A 16,785-nucleotide genomic window follows, 5' to 3' on the forward strand; every position below is an offset into this window, starting at 1 on the left:
ATGCTGATTGGATTCAGCGTCGGCAACTACAAATCTTTTAAAGAAACTGTCACCCTCAGCCTGGTAGCTTCGTCAATTACTGAGGAAGACAAAGAGCTGGATGAAAATAATGTATTCCCAATTAATGATAAGTTAAGCTTACTCAAAAGTGCTGCTATTTATGGAGCTAACGCCAGTGGTAAGAGCAACATTGTTGCTGCTATTAACTTTATGAAATGGTTTGTCCTCAACTCATCCAAAGAAACGCAAGTTTCAGACGCGATCGATATTGAAGCATTCAGGCTAAGTACGGAGACAGAAAAAGAGCCGTCTTTCTTTGAAATCGTTTTTCTACTCGAAGGCAAAACTTTTAGGTACGGTTTTGAGGTGAACGCGCGGGAAGTTGTTTCTGAGTGGCTATTTCAAGCTGATGACAGTGAAGAAAAAATGCTTTTTGAACGGGATTTTGATAATTATATATTAGATGATTTCCCAGAGGGACAAGGCATTAGCGATAAAACCCGAAGTAATGCTTTATTTCTTTCTGTAGTCGCACAATTTAATGGTAAAATTTCTGGCAAAATATTGCTGTGGTTCAGTAAAACTTTGCAATTGATATCAGGCTTGCAAGATACACAATACCGCGAGGAAACTTTAGAGTCTTTTGAGAACGATCGCCACAGACATGATATTATTGAATTTATCAAGAAATTAGACTTAGGGATTGCTGATATTCAAATCAAAAAGTATATTTCCCAGAAAACCGCTATGTTCGGTATATATGAAGTAGGCGTGAAAACAGTTCACCCGAAATATGATGCTGACGGTAAGCGAACTTCGATCGAATCATTCGATATCGAAACGCATGAATCCGAGGGAACAAACAAACTATTTGCATTAGCAGGCATTCTCCTGGATACTTTAAGGACAGGAAAAATTTTATTAATTGATGAACTTGATGCCAGACTTCATCCGCTGATTACTCGCGAATTAATCTGCTTATTCAATTCTAACGAGACTAATCCGCACAACGCACAGCTTATATTCACTACACACGACACAAACTTGCTCAGTAGTAAAAGTTTTCGCAAAGATCAAATATGGTTTACCGAAAAAGACAACAAAGGCGCTACTGATTTGTACTCTTTGGTAGAGTATAAAGTCGGAAAAGATGCCTCATTCGAGCGCGATTACATTATCGGCAAGTATGGCGCTATCCCTTTTATTGGTAATTTTAAAGAACTAATAGGTGAACTTCATGAATAAAAAAAGTTCGTCTAGAAGAACAAATATTGATTACTACAATAGAAAGGTTAAAACTAGAAGATGGTTTTTAATCGTGTGCGAAGGTGAGAAAACAGAACCCAACTATTTTAGAAGTTTCCCGGTAGACACAAATGTAATTAAGCTGGATATCAAAGGAGAAGGAAAAAATACGAAGAGTTTAGTAGAAAAAGCTATTGAGTTAAAAAACGACACAGAATCCGACGAAAAAGACCGATTTTGGTGCGTGTTCGATCGCGATAAAAACCCTAAAAATCCTAACGACTCGCAAAATTTTAATTCAGCCATAACTCTTGCAAGAAATAACGGCATTGACGTAGCTTATTCAAATGATGCTTTTGAATTGTGGTATTTGCTGCACTTCCATTTTTATAATACGGGAATTTCTCGCCAGGATTATCAAAATATGCTAACCAAGTTATTGGGACACGAGTATAAGAAAAACAGCGAGACGATTTATGAGGAACTAAAAGACAAACAGCAGGATGCAATTAAACACGCCAAACGGCTTTTACAGGAATACGATCGCCCCAATCCTGAAACGGACAATCCTTCAACAACAGTACATTTGCTAGTCGAAGAACTTAACAGTTTTCTTCCTGATTGATGAGGAATTTTGGCAGTACATACATCTGATAATCAAAAGACCTCAAACACCCGGTTTCTTCGTATATTTCTCGTGACCGAAAGCATCCAGGATACAAGCCCGCGGATTCATCCGTCCAGAAATAAAAAACGTATATCCGATGAAACTTGCCGAACGTATTTATCCGTGGGGTCAAGGCTTCAATCTAAAATCTAAAATCTAAAATTTAAAATCGATTGACTCGTCGCAAAACTCGTAGAAAGCGGGTTTCTAGCCGCCCCATGCGTAAGCCCTGCAACTTTCACTGCAATAACGAGAGAGAAAACTTATATCTACGAAACGGGTAACAGCGGAAATAAATAATTTGATAACCGCTTTGTTTTATTGGTTGATTTAAAGGAACATCTAAAGGAAGTTGACCGATATCTCCGTTAGAATCTGTAGTGATAATTGTGACATCAATGCCTTGGGAAGCGAGGGCCGCAGAAAGTCTGAGTACCATTTGACTCGGCCCGCCGTAGACGAGGGAAATTGAGGGGATAATTTGGAGAATCCGCATGAGGGATAGTTATTTAAATCAACATACCAACATCTCCCATTACAAATTTAATTATCTGCAAAAGGCTGCCCGTCTAGCTGTTCAGCTTCCTCTCTTTTTGTTGCTGTAATTTGGGTATTGTGAGCCATTGTCTTGGAAAATTCATACATTTCACTGGCTTTGGCTTCCGCAGCTTTCACAATTTCCAGGATTTCCTGGAGTAGGCTTTCATCAGGTAATTGTTTCATGGCAATGCTTCTAATCTCTCCACTACTTTGTCAATCATAATTCTCGATTCGGGAGCCATCTTTAGCAAAGCTGCTAAATAATCTCCGGCTTTTTGAACATCTTCATCCGGCACACCAGCCATCAATACATTGCCCACAATGTGCTCTGCTTGTAAGCGAGTACCTGCTACGTTGAATTGAAAATTGGTGATGGAAGAAAAGTATTGCATCAGTATTTCATTCTGGGGAAAAAGAGACATGGCTCTTCTAAGTGCAAAAAGTCCCTGCGTTGCTTGGCGCTCGCTATCGTCTAGTACCTGGTAGAGCTCGTCAACCAAAGAGCGTATCTCGGAAGGAATAGACATTTACCAAAGTTATTATTTAACACTTGCATTATAGCTAAAAGTTACAACAATTCTTTGTAGAATTCCAACAACTGCTCAGCTAAAGCTTGATTAGTATAATTGCTCATCGCTCTATGATAACCCCGATCGCCCAAATCGGCCGCCAACTCCCGCCGCTCCATTAATTTCTGCAAACACTCTCGCAAAACCCCTGCATTTCCTTCGGGGAATAATAAGCCCGCATCGCCGATGACGTGGGGAATTTCCCCGCAGTCGGAACCAATAACCGGAATGTGACAAGCCATCGCTTCAATTAAAACGTGACCAAATTGTTCTTTCCAGCCCACAGTGGTCAAAGTTTTGAATTTATAGCTGGTTTGCGAGGGCAATACCAAACAGTTCATTAAGTTAATGTAAGGGGGAATTTCTTCGTGGGAAACGCTTTCTACCCAGATTATTCGGTCGCTGATTCCCCATTCAATACATTTTTCGGCGAGGTGCGTCCGCAATTTTCCTTGTCCTACTAACAGCCACTTCCAAGAATTTTTTTTCAACCCTGCCAAGGCTTCAGCTAAAGTCAACAATCCTTTTTCTTCGACAAATCGCCCTACAAATCCTACCACAAAATCGGTCTGTTCAATACCGAACCTGCGCGATAAATCAGCGTCTTTACCAGTGTGGCGAAACAAAGCTTCATCTACTCCGAGTTGTGGCATTACTTTTACCGCACCTTGATAGCCCCGCTGCCGCAAAATTTTAGCTCCATCTAGGTTGCCTGCAATAATTCCGTCGGTGTGCTGAAGATTGTAATTTTCTAAGACTGAAATCGGCCAATTTAATTGATAAGGCAAATTCCACCAAGTAAATAATATATTTTTGGCTTGCATTTTGAGCAGTTTGTTTAGTAGAATCAACTGAGCGCAAGCAATAGATTTTGAACCTTGTTCAACTTGAATTATCTGCGGTTTAATTTTCTGCAGAACTTCAATTAAATCTGTACCAAAAGTTAGCAAGCCTTGATTATTTTGACTAAAGTTGGAGACGGGGACTACTTTAAATGAGCCTTTTTGATAAAATTGCGTTTCTATAATTTTATTTTGTACGCCTCCCGGTTTCCAACGCTGCGGCACTACAACTGTTACTTCAATATCGGGTTCTAGGTTGGCTAATATCTTGAATTTTTCCCGATTAATGTCCACAATATAGGTGTGACTAGCCACGAGAATTCTCATTTATTGGGAAGGGCGAATGGGGAATAGGTAATTATTGATTATTAATCTTGTCTTGATGGCTATAACTTTGTCCATCATTCCACAGAGATTGAATTACTGTATTTATAGCACTGAGAAAACCCAGGATATAAAAAGCAAATCTAGTTATAATTTTAATAGGCGAGGCGCTTTTATAACAAGGTGGATTTCCCAAAACGTGGCAGTCAAAGAGTTTGGCAAAAAATCGCAGGCATTGAAAGGCTGTTAAATTTTTCAATCCCATGAGGAAATGGTTGTGATAAAATGTGATTTGATACTCGATCGATCGCGTGCTGACATCGTGACAGCCCCCGCTCTCTTCCCCCAAGTGAACTAAACAGGCATTGGGATCGTACCAAATTTTCATGCCAGTCGATCGCAATCTCAAACAAAAATCCGACTCCTCCCGCACCGCACTCCCTGCAAACCGCTCGTCAAACCTCAGCCCGCATTCGGCAAAAACCTGCCGGCGAAAAGACATATTACAGCCTCTAGCCGATAGCACCTGCTGGGGTTTGACTGTATGCACCAAATCGATAAAATACCAGGCAATGCCAGCATCCATAGCTTCTGAGGGCAAATATTCGATCGCCAAATCGCCTCCAGAATTATCGAGTTTCATTCTGTCAAAAACCCTGCCCGCCACACATCCCACATCGGGTTTTTCTAAATAATTGTCAGCGTGAGCCGCCAAAAAACCATCTGGCAATTGTACATCATCATCAATAAATAAAATAATTTCTCCAACTGCGCGCCGCACTGCATAATTTCGAGCCGCCGGTAAACTCGCCCAATCTACTCTAAACCAGCGAATTTGGCCAGCATTTGCCAATTCCTCTAAATAAACTTGAGTTTCCGATTCGTGGGTGCGAGTTTGATCAATTACCAGCACTTCAAAATTCGGGTAATTTTGCCTAATCGCATCAGCCAATGTCTCTCGCAGAGGTTGCTCGCGGTTGTAGGTAGGTATCACAACAGAAATCATCATCACACAATTGAGTGAAAATAAAGTTAAGGGTAGGCAGGATGCCTGCCCCCCTCGTTATTTTTGGAGAAGTTGATTAAAACTCGAAATTAATAGTTAGAAATTTTGATTTATGAATTTTGAATTAAAAGATTTCAACTCAAAACTCAAAACTCAAAATTCAAAAGTTCTAGCACTTCCCCATTTCCATCAGATAGCGATGTGTTGCTGAACGGCTAAAACTAAATTTTCAGTCCAGAAATTAGCCAATTCGGCGCTGGCCGCTTCCACCATAACTCGGATTAGCGGTTCAGTGCCAGAAGCGCGAACCAAAACCCGTCCCTGTTCTCCCATTGCTGTTGTAGCACGATCGATCGCACTTTGCATTGCCTCGCACTCGTGCCATTTCAGGCGTTTTTCGCGATCGTCCACCCGAATATTTCGCAACAACTGCGGATAAGTTTGGAAACTGCCACTTACCAATTGTGCCAAAGATTCCCCGGACTGGCGCACCAGCGAAGCCAAATGCAAAGCTGTCAGCAAACCGTCGCCGCTGACACCATAATGCGGACAAAGAATGTGTCCAGACTGTTCGCCGCCCAACATCGCACCAGTGCGCTGCATTTCAGCGTGAACGTACTGATCTCCCACGTTTGTTCTAGTTAGTTTGCCCCCCAATTCTTCCCAAGCTCGCTCGAAGCCGAGGTTAGCCATTACAGTAGAAATAATTAAATTGGATGGTAACTGTTCGGAGTCGCGCAACTGCCGGCCCCACAGATAAAGAATGTAATCGCCGTCAATCGTTCGCCCTTGGTTGTCAACACACAAAACTCGATCGGCATCGCCGTCAAAAGCAAAGCCCAAATCGGCATTGTGTTCCAAAACAGCCGCTTGCAAACTGTCGAGATGAGTAGAACCGCAGTTAACATTAATACGATCGCCATCAGGAGAGTCGTGCAAACAGATAACATCCGCCCCCATTTGCGCGAACACCGCCGGCGCCAAACCCGCGGCCGCCCCCCAAGCCAAATCCAAAACTATCCGCATTCCCTCCAAATTCATCTGTTGCAGCGAATCACAGAGCGAAGTGGCATAATCTTTAACCAACTCAGACCGATGGTAGTGGTGTCCCCAACCCAAGCTAGAAATTGGAACCTTTGCCCCTCGGATTCCCGCTTCGATTTGTTCCTGCAACTGCTGCGACAGCTTCGATCCGTTTGAGCCGAAAAATTTAATGCCGTTGTCTTCTGGGGGATTGTGAGAAGCCGAAATCATCACTCCGCCGACCGACTCCGAAACGCTTGCCAGATAAGCAACGCAGGGAGTGGGACACAATCCCAAATTCCACACTTCCAAACCGGCGGCCGTCAAACCCGCTGACAGTGCCATTGCCAGCATATCGCTGGAATTCCTGCTGTCTTGTCCCAAAATCACAGGGCCCTGGTTGGGGGAATGTTGCCGTAGAACTTGTCCAGCCCAGAAGCCCACTTGCAGGGCTAGGGGTGCATTCAGCAATTCTCCAACTTTCCCGCGAATGCCGTCTGTGCCGAAGAGTTTGGTATTGGGCAGGGGGAGGCTATCTCCCAGCAGAATCGTATCGCGTTTGACTGGCTGTACCGAGTTAGCAGCCGGAAACTCGCTGCCACGAGGGCGCGAAGGTGTCTGAACCATATTCACTCCTTTAGGAATATTCACACTCACACTTTGGGTTCATGTTACAACTGAAAGTCTTTATTTTCAGCCTAAACTCCATTTATTTCGTCGATTGCTTTGGCAACTTGCTCTGACAACCTACGCCCAAAGCTTAACTTCATCGGAAAAATTTGTATTGTATCCAAGGGAAAAACTTTTAGTACCGGGGCGCGCCAACGCCATGAAACCGGGTTTCTTTCTGCGTCGAGGAGTGAGGCTGCTGCTGTTTGAGGCTGTCAGCCACTGCGTGTGTAGAAGGTTAATGCTGTATTGCCGTATATTTTATGGCGGCAAATTTCTAGGCCGGAAATCGGTTGTATCGATCGCTCCGGGCTGTGTTCGATCGCGATTTCGCCGAGGAGTGCTAGCATTTCTTGGCTGGCGATCGTGTTTAACACAGGTTCGTACAAGTCGCTGGCGTAGGGCGGATCGAAGTAAATGCGATCGAACTGCTGCCCCGCTAGTGTTGCCAATTTCGCCGTCGCGTTTCCCCGCAGTATTTGGAATGTTTGGGATGAGTCTGCTACTTGCTCCCAGTTTTCGCGGATAATCGCACAAGCTTTCGCCGACTGTTCGATGCCTGTGACACTCGCGGCTTGACGACACAAAGCTTCTGCACCCATCGAACCGCTGCCGGTACAAATGTCAAGCCATCTGCAATGTGCGATCGTCCCTTGCCAAATATTAAATAAAGCTTCTCTGACTCGCGAAGGTGTAGGGCGAGTTGCGAGTCCCGGCAGGGTTTTGATTTGGCGATTGCCACTGATTCTTAAAGTCATTTAGGAAGAAGGAAGTTCGGCAACGGATTTTGTAACGGATGTAACGGATGTAACTCACATCTTGCACCATTCTCAAGAACAGGCTTTTCGGCCCGTTCCACAAAGAGTGAATTTTCTTGTGGAACAGGCCGAAAAGCCTGTTCCTAAACAAGTAATTGAGAATGGTGCAACATATCAGATGTAACGGATTTCAGGAAGAGGCAATAAGGAAGAAGACTTTTAAAAATGTCAAACCCGGTTTCGGCAATCTACCGGGTTTTTTAAGACTCATGCCACCTAAGCAGGTACTTTTTCCCTCACCAGACTGACAAAATTTGACAGCATTTGCAATCCCGTACTCGAAGACTTTTCCGGGTGAAACTGCACGGCCATCAAATTGTCTTTAGCTATAGCCGCCGTCACGTTTTGACTACCGTGAGTCACAATTGCCGATCGCACTTCCAAATCAACTGGATCGACATAATAAGAATGCACGAAATAAACCCAAGGATCAGACGGTAAATTTTCCCACAGCGGCAAATCCGGCCCAGGAAATTCCAATTGATTCCATCCCATGTGGGGAATTGTCAAACCAGGTTCCGAGCGAAATCGGCGCACTTTTCCGGCAATAACGCCCAATCCCGGTTCTACGCCTTCTTCGGAACTTTCAAACAGAATTTGCAAACCCAAACAAATGCCTAAAAAAGGTTTTCCCGATGCGATCGCCCTTTTTATCGGTTCTATCAAATTGCGCGATCGTAAATTCTGCATTGCCGGGTCAAACGAACCAACTCCCGGCAAAACCACCGCATCAGCCTGCTCGATTATAGCAGGAGAATCTGTAATTTTTGGCACTGCACCCACATTTTCCAAGCCTTTACAGACCGAGTGCAGATTGCCCATGTCATAGTCCACTACTGCAATGACAGACATTGACTTACTTGCCTTATATTATCAATATCAGTATTATTGCATACAATTAGTCATTAGTCATTAGTCATTAGTCAACAGTCAACAGTCAACAGTCAACAGTTAACAGTTAACAGTTAACAATCCCCCATCATTTATGACAACCAAAATCCTGCTAACCTCATTTGATACTTGGCTTCCACATCAGCAATCCAACTCTTCGGACGACTTATTAGCCAAGATTTCCCAGAGAAAATCTTTGCCTGATTCCCTGATTTTTTTGAGGAAACTGCCAGTAGATTTCCAGCTAGCACCGAATTTGGCGATCGCCCAAATCAACCAACTCCAACCCGACACTATTATCTGCTGCGGCATGGCCGAAAGTCGGCAAAAATTAACCGTAGAATCCTGCGCTTGCTGCGATAGCGACATTCTGAAAACCGCAGTTAATCTCGAACCGCTAGTCGCTGATTTAGCTGCAACAGAAATCAGTCACGAAGCCGGAAAATTTGTTTGCGAAGCCCTGTATTATGCAGTTTTAAAACACCTTGCAGATTCTCAACTTAGCACCAAATGTATTTTCGTACACGTACCAATTTTGACCGAAGAAAATGCCGACAAAATTGTCGCCGATTTTTTATTAATTTTAACTCGCCTCCCTTAACAACTGACAACTGACAACTGACAACTGCCAGTTGCCAACTGCCAGAGGTCTTTAGCCGCCGTAATTCCAACCGGTGCTTTCTAGCAGCAACGGATTGCCTTCTCGGTGGACGCCGGCTGCCAAAACTTCTCCCACATAAACCGTGTGATCCCCGTGTTCCACAGCCCCGACAACTTTGCACTCGATGTAACCCAGAGAATCCGAGATAATCGGACAACCAGTTTCCGCGCCCGGATAAAATTCTACATCCTCAAATTTATTGCCAACGCGGCGCTGCTGCTTGAAGAATTTCTGGGCTAATTCTTTCTGTCCCGCTTCTAGGAAACTCAAAGCAAAGACACCGCTGGCTTTGATCATGGCGTGGGATTTGGAGTCTTGCTTGACGCAGTTGACAACTAAGGGAGGGGTAAAGGAAGATTGCATCACCCAGCTAGCGGTGAAACCGTTGACTTCCTCCCCGTCTTTGACACCGCAGATGTACAATCCGTGAGGGATTTTCCGCAAGATGGTCTTTTTAGCTTGTTCGTCTAGCACGGGCTTACCTGTTCGATCGATAATTCTACATCGCCCAGTTTACCTTTTGGAGGGCCCACAAACCCAACTGTCTTCAGGGCTATTCGCTAATATTGCCTTTTTCGATCCCAAACTTGACACCAGTTTTAAGTCAAAATTAACAACTCACAACTATCAAGAAACTCCATACTTTTTAAACCAATCTTGCATCCGTTTCCAAGCATCCTCAGCTTCTTTTTCCCGGTAACTGGGGCGATAGTCGGCGTTAAAAGCGTGCGGCGCATCTGGATAAAGCACAATTTCCGAACCACTGCTGCCAGTTTTGAGAACTTCCTGCATTTTCTCAACTGTATCGTTGGGAATTCCCTCGTCTTTGCCGCCGTAAAGCCCCAAGACAGGCACTTTCAAACTGGCTGCAATGTCGATCGGCTGTTTGGGAGTTAAAGCCGTAGAATCGCCAACCAAACGCCCGTACCAAGCCACTCCAGCTTTGACTTTCGGGTTATGGGAAGAGTACAGCCAAACAATTCTGCCACCCCAGCAAAATCCTGTAATTCCCAACTTATTAATATTGCCTTTTCCTGACTTTTGTGCCCAATCTACGGTTGCATCTAAATCGGACATAACTTGCTCGTCAGGAACTTTCGAGACAACTTTACTCCTAATTTCTTGAATGTCGGTCATTTTAGAAACATCACCTTGACGGGCAAACATTTCTGGGGCGATCGCTAAATAACCTAATTTTGCCAAACGGCGGCAAATATCTTGAAGGTGCGCGTGAACTCCGAAGATTTCTTGAATTACTAAAATTACTGGAAAATTGCTGCCGCTGGCTGGCATTGCTCTGTAGGCTGGAATTGAGCCGTCTTTTACGGGAATTTTTACCTCACCGGCAACTAAACCAGCAGCATCCGTATTGATAACGGCAGCCGCAATAGGATGAACTGCTAAGGTAAATCCGGCGCTTAATGCGGTGACAATGATAAATTGTCTGCGAGTTAAATCTTTCATCGGGAATGGGGAATGGGGAATGGGGAATGGGGCATTGGGCATTGGGCATTGGGCATTGGGAATTGGGCATTGCAACTGCCAACTGCCAACTGCCAACTGACTACTGACGGAAAAGCCGATCGTGATCTGGATGGTACAAGCGCGATCGCCCTTGTGCTGATTTTCCCAACGCCGGACTAATCACATACATTGTCGTTCTGAGCAAATTATTTTCGCGGGTAGCAACTGCCATTTTGTCAAGGGGAACTAGCACAATTTTTTCATCTGGCCAGCCCAACCGATAACAAATCGCTACCGGCAAATCAGATGGGTAATGTTCCATCAATTTAGCTTGAGCTTTTTCGACATGGCGGGCACTCAAATACAGGCACAAACTCGCTTGATGAGCCGCTAAACTCGCCAATTCTTCGCGTTCCGGTACTTCGGTTCTGCCGCTAATTCGCGTCAAAATAATTGTCTGCACAACTCCCGGAACTGTCAACTCAATTTTAAGTTTAGCCGCTGCAAGTTGGAAAGCGCTAATTCCCGGAATTACCTCAAAAGCAATTCCCTCTGAAGCCAAAGCTTGCATTTGTTCGCCAACAGCCCCGTAGAGACAGGGATCGCCGGAATGGAGGCGGACGACGCTTTTACCGGCCTGCACTCGTTGCACCATCAAAGGTACAATCTCTTCGAGGGTCTTATCCGCAGTTTGAATAACTTCAGCATCTGCGCGCACCCCCTGCAAAATTTGCTCTGGGACTAGCGAGTCAGCAAATAATATGACATCGGCTGCAGCCAGTAATTTTTGAGCCTTAACAGTCAACAAATCCGGGTCTCCCGGGCCTGCACCTACAATGTATACCCCTGGAATTAGGGATTTAATCTCTGTCAAACTCATGGCTGCTAAAAAATTTGCTAAATTTACGGACGCTTCCGGATGTACCTATTTTGGTTGGAAGTAAGAGATGGTAGATGCACCCTGGTTTTGAACCCTAGAGACTAACCTCTCTGGGGTTTTTTATTGATCCTCTGGGGATTTCTGAGTGATCTTTGCCCGATCGCTATTGGGGGAGACAACATCGGGTAAAGGTCGATCGAGCAAATAAAGCCAAGCTAACCCGCCCAACCCTAAAACAATCCCAGTCAAGCTTACCATCTGTGCCGTCCGCAGCGGCCCGAACATCAAACTATCAGTCCGCAACCCTTCAATCCAGACTCTACCGGAACTGTAAGCTGCGATATAAACCAAAAATAAAGCACCAGTTTTCAAGCGGATTTTGCCCTGCAAATCGCGAAAAAATAAAGTCAGAAGCAACCCAAATACTGTCAAATTCCACAGGGATTCGTAGAGAAATGTGGGGTGGAAGTATTCAAAATTAGCGTAGGCGGGCGGGCGACTGTTTGGCGGAATATAGAGTTTCCAAGGCAAATCCGTAGGACTGCCAAAAGCTTCGGAGTTAAAGAAATTTCCCCAGCGTCCGATCGCCTGACCGAGAATTGCCGAAGGCGCGATTAAATCTGCCAATTGCCAAAAAGAAACTCGCTGAATTTTCGCAAAAATTAAAGCTGCGATCGTGCCACCCAAAATCGCCCCGTGAATGGCAATTCCGCCTTTCCAAATCGCAATAATATCTTCAGGCCTCTGGGCGTATTGCTGCCACTCGAAAGCCACGTAATAAATTCGAGCACAGGGAATAGCGCCCAAAACCAGCCAAATTGCCAAATCACCCAATAATTCCGGGTTGACGCGGCGTTTTTGAGCTAAGTATTGGGACAGACTGACCCCAATCAAGACGGCCGAAGCTATCAACAGCCCGTACCAGCGGATGGCTACGGGGCCAAGTTCAAAGATAATTGGGCCCGGCGATGTAAATTGAAACGCTAAGGGCAGAGCAAGAATATTTAGCACCATAAAAGTTGCATTAATTGTGTTGGAAAGCTGTCAAATTTGCATACCATTGAACAAACTACAGAGTTTATTTTAGGTGGCTGCGGTCATTTAGATGCAATTTTTGGCAAAATTCCCCAAAAATTAACCTTATTGTCGAGATTTTTGTTATTGCAACCTTGTTGACGTGGCACGACGCACTGAAGGGGTACACTCAGAATCACAGAATTACCTTGAAATGCGTCCAGGAATATCAGAGCCAGTGGGCCTGGACATACAAAAACTATTGGTGTTAATATGCTATTATCAAAAAAAGATTTTTTTTAATTATCATGGCACCATCCAAATTTTACATTCCTTCCTTGGACGGAATGAGGACGATTGCTTTTGTCATTGTCTTTTTATCTCATGCAGGGGCTACTAAAATTGTCCCGGGAGGCTTTGGGGTAACAGTATTTTTCTTTCTCAGTGGATATTTGATCACAACTTTGCTGAGACGTGAATATGAAAAAAACCAATTCATTAATTTAAAACATTTTTATTTACGACGCATTGTGCGAATTTGGCCGGGCTTTTATGTAGTCTTATTCCTAGGGGCTTTCTTGACATTGATAGGTGTACTTGAAGGGGAAATCCAACTCCCAGGTTTTTTAAGCCTGGTTCTACATTATTATAACTATTATGAAACTTTTGCTGGTGGCGAGGGAATACCTCCGGGTACTAATATATATTGGTCTCTGGCGGTGGAGGAACACTTCTACTGTCTTTTCCCTTTTCTCTACATAAGTTTAGTCAAAAGGGGTGTGAGTCCCAAAAGGCAAATGTTAATTTTTTGGGGAATTTGCTTAGCTATTCTAATTTGGAGATGTGTTCTAGTGTTGGGCATGGGAGCAAATGAATATCGCATCTATCATTTATCAGATACGAGAATAGATAGTATATTGTTTGGCTGTGCATTAGCGGTTCATGGCAACCCAGTATTAGATCCTCCCTATGGCTCGGATAGACTGTGGAAGTATTTCGTACTACCAGGAGGAATTACTATACTTCTTTTGTCGTTTCTATGTCGTTATCCTGAATATGAACTTACATTGCGTTACACAATTCAAGGTATTGCACTACATGGTCTTTTTACTGCTGCTATCCGTTTTCCCGATTGGGGAGTATTTCAAATTCTCAATTGGAGTTGGATGCGGTTTATTGGTTTGCTTTCCTACTCGCTTTATTTAGTACACGGTATTGTACTGGAAGCGGTTTCTCTTTATTTACCTCAAATTTCTGTTCCTTTGCAAGGAGTGATGAGTATGCTGATTTGCTTTATATTAGCCTATGCAATGTATAGGTATATAGAGCTGCCATGCGGAAAGCTACGCAAGCACTTGTCATCCTCATCAAGTTAAGTGCCAGAAAATATTTACCAAGTCTATTTTCGCCAATTTCGTCACCGCTCGGCAGCTTTGGCCGAGAAGTTTTAAAATAGAGGGTGGCTTTAAATTTTCTGATGACCTATGTCTCCTACTTCCGTTTCTCAGGTGTACTCTTCTGGTAATTCCAAGGGTGCGAATCAGTCTCGCAAGACTGCTGCTTTGGCTGTTGAGTCGGGTAAAATTCCGCCCTTGCTGGGCGCGAGTTTAGCTGAGTTAACGGAGTGGGTGCAGCAGCAGGGACAACCGGCTTATCGCGGAAAGCAGTTGTACCAGTGGATTTATGAGAAAGGTGCGCGATCGATCTCTGACATTTCTGTATTCTCGAAACAGTGGCGCGAGACAGTTGCTAAAATCCCGATCGGGCGATCGACTATTCACTATCGATCGGTCGCACCAGACGCCACGGTAAAGTATCTCTTAAAATTGGCAGACGGTCAAATCATTGAAACTGTCGGCATTCCCACCGATAAACGGCTGACTGTGTGCGTCTCAGCCCAAGTTGGCTGCGCGATGGGCTGCGACTTTTGCGCTACCGGGAAAGGCGGTTTCAAGCGCAATTTAGAAGTAAACGAAATCGTCGATCAAGTTTTGACTGTACAGCAAGATTTTGGCCGCCGAGTCAGCCACATCGTATTTATGGGAATGGGCGAACCGCTGCTGAATTTCGATAATGTGGTAGCTGCTGTCAAGTGTTTGAATCAAGACGTGGGAATTGGACAGCGAAACATCACCATTTCCACAGTCGGAATTCGCAATCGCATCAGCCAACTAGCCGAACATCAACTGCAAGTTACCCTCGCCGTCAGCCTCCACGCTTCCAATCAAAGATTGCGCGAAGAGTTAATTCCTAGCGCCCGCCCTTATCCTTTGGGTGAGTTAATCGCAGAATGTCGGGAATATGTGCGATCGACTGGGCGTAGATTGAGTTTTGAATACGTACTTTTAGCAGGTGTGAATGACTTACCGGAACACGCAGCCGAGTTAGCAACTCACTTGCGCGGTTTTCAGTGTCACGTCAATTTGATTCCTTACAATCCGATTCAGGAAGCTGAATATAAGCGACCTACTCCCAATCGAATTAACAGTTTCGTTGCGACTTTGAAGGAAAAGAAAATTGCAGTTAGCGTGCGGTATTCTCGCGGCTTAGAAGCAGATGCAGCCTGCGGACAATTGCGGGCATCCGAGGTTTAAATTTTAAGAGTGTATGAGTTATGAATGGTGAAAAAAACATATTCACCATTCATAATTCATATTTGCCAAGGGTTAAATGCTAATCGGACGACAATTAAATCTATAATTTAACGCTGGGCATATGAAACATAACCAAATAGAAGATGATTTAAAAAACGAGCCTAGCCTCAAACTTTTAAGAACTGACAACGCACCTTTAATTATCAGTTTTTTGTATCGCGAGTTCAAGTCTTCAAATCGGATTACGGTTTCCCAATCACAACTGGTAGAAAAACTTGAAAATTATTTGGAGAAGCTGTGCGAAGATCGACCGGAACTATATCGTGGGAAAGCACAGACTTACCTGGATACTTGGTGCAACAGCGATCATCAGTTCTTGAAGAAATATTATCAGACGAAGAATGACGATCCGGTTTTTGAACTTACACCGGGTACTAATCGGGCGATTGGTTGGCTGGAAGATTTGAAGAGGAGAGAGTTTATTGGCACTGAATCACAGTTTTTAGAGATATTTTCCCTTCTCAAAGAAATTGTCACCAAAAGTACAGAAGATCCAGCAGCGCGTTTAGACGAATTAGAAAAACAAAAAGCAGCCATTCAGAAAGAAATCGACACAATCAAACAAACTGGTGAGGTTGAACGCTACAGCGAATCTAAGCTCAAAGAGTGGTTTCTAAAAGCTAATGATGTGGCCCGCCGACTCCTTGCTGATTTTGGAGATGTCGAGCAAAATTTTAAAGAAATCACGGACAAAGTGAAAAAGGCACAGCTAAAAGAGGAGGGGGGAAAGGGGTTAGTTGTGGCACAGGTAATTGAGGGGGATGAAGACATTAGGAAATCCGATCAGGGGCGCAGCTTCTATGCCTTCCAAGATTTTCTGAGAAATCCTTCTAAACAGGAAGAATTGGAACAACTGATTAATGGGGTATATGGCTTGCCAGAACTTCAAGATTTGGGTCAAAAAAATCCCATACTCCGAAGAATTAAACGCAGTCTGATTCAAGCTAGCGACAAAATTATTAAATCTAATTATCGTCTTGCCGAACAGTTGCGAAAAATGCTGGTCGAACAGCATATCGCCGAGAACAAACGAGTAATTGAACTGATTAAAGAGATTAAAAATTTAGCACTTGTGGCGATCGATAATCCTCCCAAAAATGAGGAATTTATTTGGATAGAAGGCGACCCGGAAGTGCAACTGCTGATGGAAAGACCGTTGGGTAAACCAACAGAAAATCGGAATTTTAAAAACTACAATTTGAGCAAAGCAACTGTTGATCTACCGAGGGAACAAATTGATGCTTTGCGAAATTATTGTTATGTGGATGAGGAAGTATTGAAGCGGCAGATTGCAGCAACATTGGAGGGCAAAGATTGGGTAACGCTAGCTGAAGTAATTGAGAAGTATCCGGTGGAAAAGGGTTTGTCTGAAGTAGTTGCTTATTTGGCGATCGCCTCTCAAGACACAAAACACGCGATCGATGACTCAGCGAGCGATCGCATTACGGCAAGTTCCTTTGACAAGCAGAACATCCTGCACCTGACACTCCCACAAGTTATTTTTAAAAGATAAACACA

Annotated in this window: 18 protein-coding genes; 6 read left to right on the top strand and 12 right to left on the bottom strand. The window is 44.1% G+C overall.

Features of this window, described 5'->3' with window-relative positions; translation table 11 throughout:
- Both QUB10_RS11830 and QUB10_RS11835 read left to right on the top strand, forming a co-directional pair.
- Complete coding sequence (locus QUB10_RS11830; RefSeq protein WP_333202277.1) at positions 1-1,245, top strand: ATP-binding protein; 1,245 nt, start codon at positions 1-3, stop codon at positions 1,243-1,245.
- On the top strand, positions 1,238-1,870 hold the full coding sequence (locus QUB10_RS11835) for an RloB family protein (protein ID WP_333202279.1): 633 nt from the start codon (positions 1,238-1,240) through the stop codon (positions 1,868-1,870). Before QUB10_RS11830 ends, QUB10_RS11835 begins: the two co-directional genes overlap by 8 nt.
- A 280-nt stretch (positions 1,871-2,150) precedes the next feature.
- Here the strand turns inward: QUB10_RS11835 and QUB10_RS11840 are convergent, their stop codons facing one another.
- The 8 genes from QUB10_RS11840 to hisH all read right to left on the bottom strand — a co-directional run bounded on the left by QUB10_RS11840 (position 2,151) and on the right by hisH (position 8,555).
- Positions 2,151-2,408, bottom strand: coding sequence for a hypothetical protein (locus QUB10_RS11840; protein ID WP_333202281.1), 258 nt, complete (start codon positions 2,406-2,408; stop codon positions 2,151-2,153).
- Positions 2,409-2,455: 47 nt separating this feature from the next.
- Positions 2,456-2,635, bottom strand: a complete 180-nt coding sequence (locus QUB10_RS11845; RefSeq protein WP_333202283.1) for a hypothetical protein — start codon at positions 2,633-2,635, stop codon at positions 2,456-2,458.
- A complete protein-coding gene (locus QUB10_RS11850; protein ID WP_333202284.1) occupies positions 2,632-2,979 on the bottom strand; it encodes a hypothetical protein in 348 nt (115 codons plus the stop codon). Before QUB10_RS11850 ends, QUB10_RS11845 begins: the two co-directional genes overlap by 4 nt.
- A gap of 41 nt (positions 2,980-3,020) precedes the next feature.
- Entirely contained in the window at positions 3,021-4,190 is a 1,170-nt protein-coding gene (hpsO, locus tag QUB10_RS11855; RefSeq protein ID WP_333202286.1) for a hormogonium polysaccharide biosynthesis glycosyltransferase HpsO, read from the bottom strand.
- Positions 4,191-4,221: 31 nt separating this feature from the next.
- Positions 4,222-5,196 carry a hormogonium polysaccharide biosynthesis glycosyltransferase HpsN gene (hpsN, locus tag QUB10_RS11860; protein WP_333202288.1) on the bottom strand — a complete coding sequence of 325 codons (975 nt, stop codon included), beginning with the start codon at positions 5,194-5,196 and terminating at the stop codon, positions 4,222-4,224.
- A 186-nt stretch (positions 5,197-5,382) separates the two neighbouring features.
- Entirely contained in the window at positions 5,383-6,843 is a 1,461-nt protein-coding gene (gene glmM / locus QUB10_RS11865; RefSeq protein ID WP_333202290.1) for a phosphoglucosamine mutase, read from the bottom strand.
- Between the two features lie 257 nt (positions 6,844-7,100).
- Positions 7,101-7,643, bottom strand: coding sequence for a 16S rRNA (guanine(966)-N(2))-methyltransferase RsmD (gene rsmD, locus QUB10_RS11870; protein WP_333202292.1), 543 nt, complete (start codon positions 7,641-7,643; stop codon positions 7,101-7,103).
- A 276-nt stretch (positions 7,644-7,919) separates the two neighbouring features.
- Positions 7,920-8,555, bottom strand: coding sequence for an imidazole glycerol phosphate synthase subunit HisH (hisH, locus tag QUB10_RS11875; RefSeq protein WP_333202294.1), 636 nt, complete (start codon positions 8,553-8,555; stop codon positions 7,920-7,922).
- Positions 8,556-8,688: 133 nt separating this feature from the next.
- On the opposite strand from hisH, the gene QUB10_RS11880 reads away from it, so the two are divergent.
- A complete protein-coding gene (locus QUB10_RS11880; RefSeq protein ID WP_333202297.1) occupies positions 8,689-9,195 on the top strand; it encodes a pyroglutamyl-peptidase I family protein in 507 nt (168 codons plus the stop codon).
- Between the two features lie 51 nt (positions 9,196-9,246).
- Here QUB10_RS11880 and QUB10_RS11885 read toward each other — a convergent pair whose 3' ends face one another.
- The 4 genes from QUB10_RS11885 to lgt all read right to left on the bottom strand — a co-directional run bounded on the left by QUB10_RS11885 (position 9,247) and on the right by lgt (position 12,613).
- The gene (locus QUB10_RS11885) at positions 9,247-9,729 is read right to left on the bottom strand and encodes a flavin reductase family protein (protein ID WP_333056840.1); all 483 of its coding nucleotides are present in this window, start codon (positions 9,727-9,729) and stop codon (positions 9,247-9,249) included.
- Positions 9,730-9,882: 153 nt separating this feature from the next.
- Complete coding sequence (locus QUB10_RS11890; RefSeq protein ID WP_333202299.1) at positions 9,883-10,719, bottom strand: dienelactone hydrolase family protein; 837 nt, start codon at positions 10,717-10,719, stop codon at positions 9,883-9,885.
- A 100-nt stretch (positions 10,720-10,819) separates the two neighbouring features.
- Positions 10,820-11,599 (bottom strand): precorrin-4 C(11)-methyltransferase, encoded by a 780-nt coding sequence (gene cobM, locus QUB10_RS11895; protein ID WP_333202301.1) that lies wholly within the window; start codon positions 11,597-11,599, stop codon positions 10,820-10,822.
- A 120-nt stretch (positions 11,600-11,719) separates the two neighbouring features.
- Positions 11,720-12,613: a prolipoprotein diacylglyceryl transferase gene (lgt, locus tag QUB10_RS11900; RefSeq protein WP_333202303.1), complete on the bottom strand. Its 894-nt coding sequence runs from the start codon at positions 12,611-12,613 to the stop codon at positions 11,720-11,722.
- A 308-nt stretch (positions 12,614-12,921) separates the two neighbouring features.
- Between lgt and QUB10_RS11905 the strand changes: the two genes are divergently transcribed.
- From QUB10_RS11905 to QUB10_RS11915, 3 genes are all read left to right on the top strand, one after another.
- Positions 12,922-13,989, top strand: a complete 1,068-nt coding sequence (locus QUB10_RS11905; RefSeq protein ID WP_333202305.1) for an acyltransferase — start codon at positions 12,922-12,924, stop codon at positions 13,987-13,989.
- A gap of 108 nt (positions 13,990-14,097) precedes the next feature.
- Positions 14,098-15,207 (top strand): 23S rRNA (adenine(2503)-C(2))-methyltransferase RlmN, encoded by a 1,110-nt coding sequence (gene rlmN, locus QUB10_RS11910; RefSeq protein ID WP_333202307.1) that lies wholly within the window; start codon positions 14,098-14,100, stop codon positions 15,205-15,207.
- 121 nt (positions 15,208-15,328) lie between these two features.
- Positions 15,329-16,780, top strand: coding sequence for a DUF3375 domain-containing protein (locus QUB10_RS11915; protein WP_333202309.1), 1,452 nt, complete (start codon positions 15,329-15,331; stop codon positions 16,778-16,780).
- Positions 16,781-16,785 lie beyond the last annotated feature (5 nt).

The sequence above is a fragment of the Microcoleus sp. B5-D4 genome, assembly GCF_036705145.1.
Classification (GTDB): Bacteria; Cyanobacteriota; Cyanobacteriia; order Cyanobacteriales; family Microcoleaceae; genus Microcoleus.

Coding starts and splice junctions, on each gene's coding strand:
- QUB10_RS11830 (WP_333202277.1), top strand. CDS start 1: ATGCTGATTGGATTCAGCGTCGGCAACTACAAATCTTTTAAAGAAACT.
- QUB10_RS11835 (WP_333202279.1), top strand. CDS start 1,238: ATGAATAAAAAAAGTTCGTCTAGAAGAACAAATATTGATTACTACAAT.
- QUB10_RS11840 (WP_333202281.1), bottom strand. CDS start 2,408: ATGCGGATTCTCCAAATTATCCCCTCAATTTCCCTCGTCTACGGCGGG.
- QUB10_RS11845 (WP_333202283.1), bottom strand. CDS start 2,635: ATGAAACAATTACCTGATGAAAGCCTACTCCAGGAAATCCTGGAAATT.
- QUB10_RS11850 (WP_333202284.1), bottom strand. CDS start 2,979: ATGTCTATTCCTTCCGAGATACGCTCTTTGGTTGACGAGCTCTACCAG.
- hpsO (WP_333202286.1), bottom strand. CDS start 4,190: ATGAGAATTCTCGTGGCTAGTCACACCTATATTGTGGACATTAATCGG.
- hpsN (WP_333202288.1), bottom strand. CDS start 5,196: ATGATGATTTCTGTTGTGATACCTACCTACAACCGCGAGCAACCTCTG.
- glmM (WP_333202290.1), bottom strand. CDS start 6,843: ATGGTTCAGACACCTTCGCGCCCTCGTGGCAGCGAGTTTCCGGCTGCT.
- rsmD (WP_333202292.1), bottom strand. CDS start 7,643: ATGACTTTAAGAATCAGTGGCAATCGCCAAATCAAAACCCTGCCGGGA.
- hisH (WP_333202294.1), bottom strand. CDS start 8,555: ATGTCTGTCATTGCAGTAGTGGACTATGACATGGGCAATCTGCACTCG.
- QUB10_RS11880 (WP_333202297.1), top strand. CDS start 8,689: ATGACAACCAAAATCCTGCTAACCTCATTTGATACTTGGCTTCCACAT.
- QUB10_RS11890 (WP_333202299.1), bottom strand. CDS start 10,719: ATGAAAGATTTAACTCGCAGACAATTTATCATTGTCACCGCATTAAGC.
- cobM (WP_333202301.1), bottom strand. CDS start 11,599: ATGAGTTTGACAGAGATTAAATCCCTAATTCCAGGGGTATACATTGTA.
- lgt (WP_333202303.1), bottom strand. CDS start 12,613: ATGGTGCTAAATATTCTTGCTCTGCCCTTAGCGTTTCAATTTACATCG.
- QUB10_RS11905 (WP_333202305.1), top strand. CDS start 12,922: ATGGCACCATCCAAATTTTACATTCCTTCCTTGGACGGAATGAGGACG.
- rlmN (WP_333202307.1), top strand. CDS start 14,098: ATGTCTCCTACTTCCGTTTCTCAGGTGTACTCTTCTGGTAATTCCAAG.
- QUB10_RS11915 (WP_333202309.1), top strand. CDS start 15,329: ATGAAACATAACCAAATAGAAGATGATTTAAAAAACGAGCCTAGCCTC.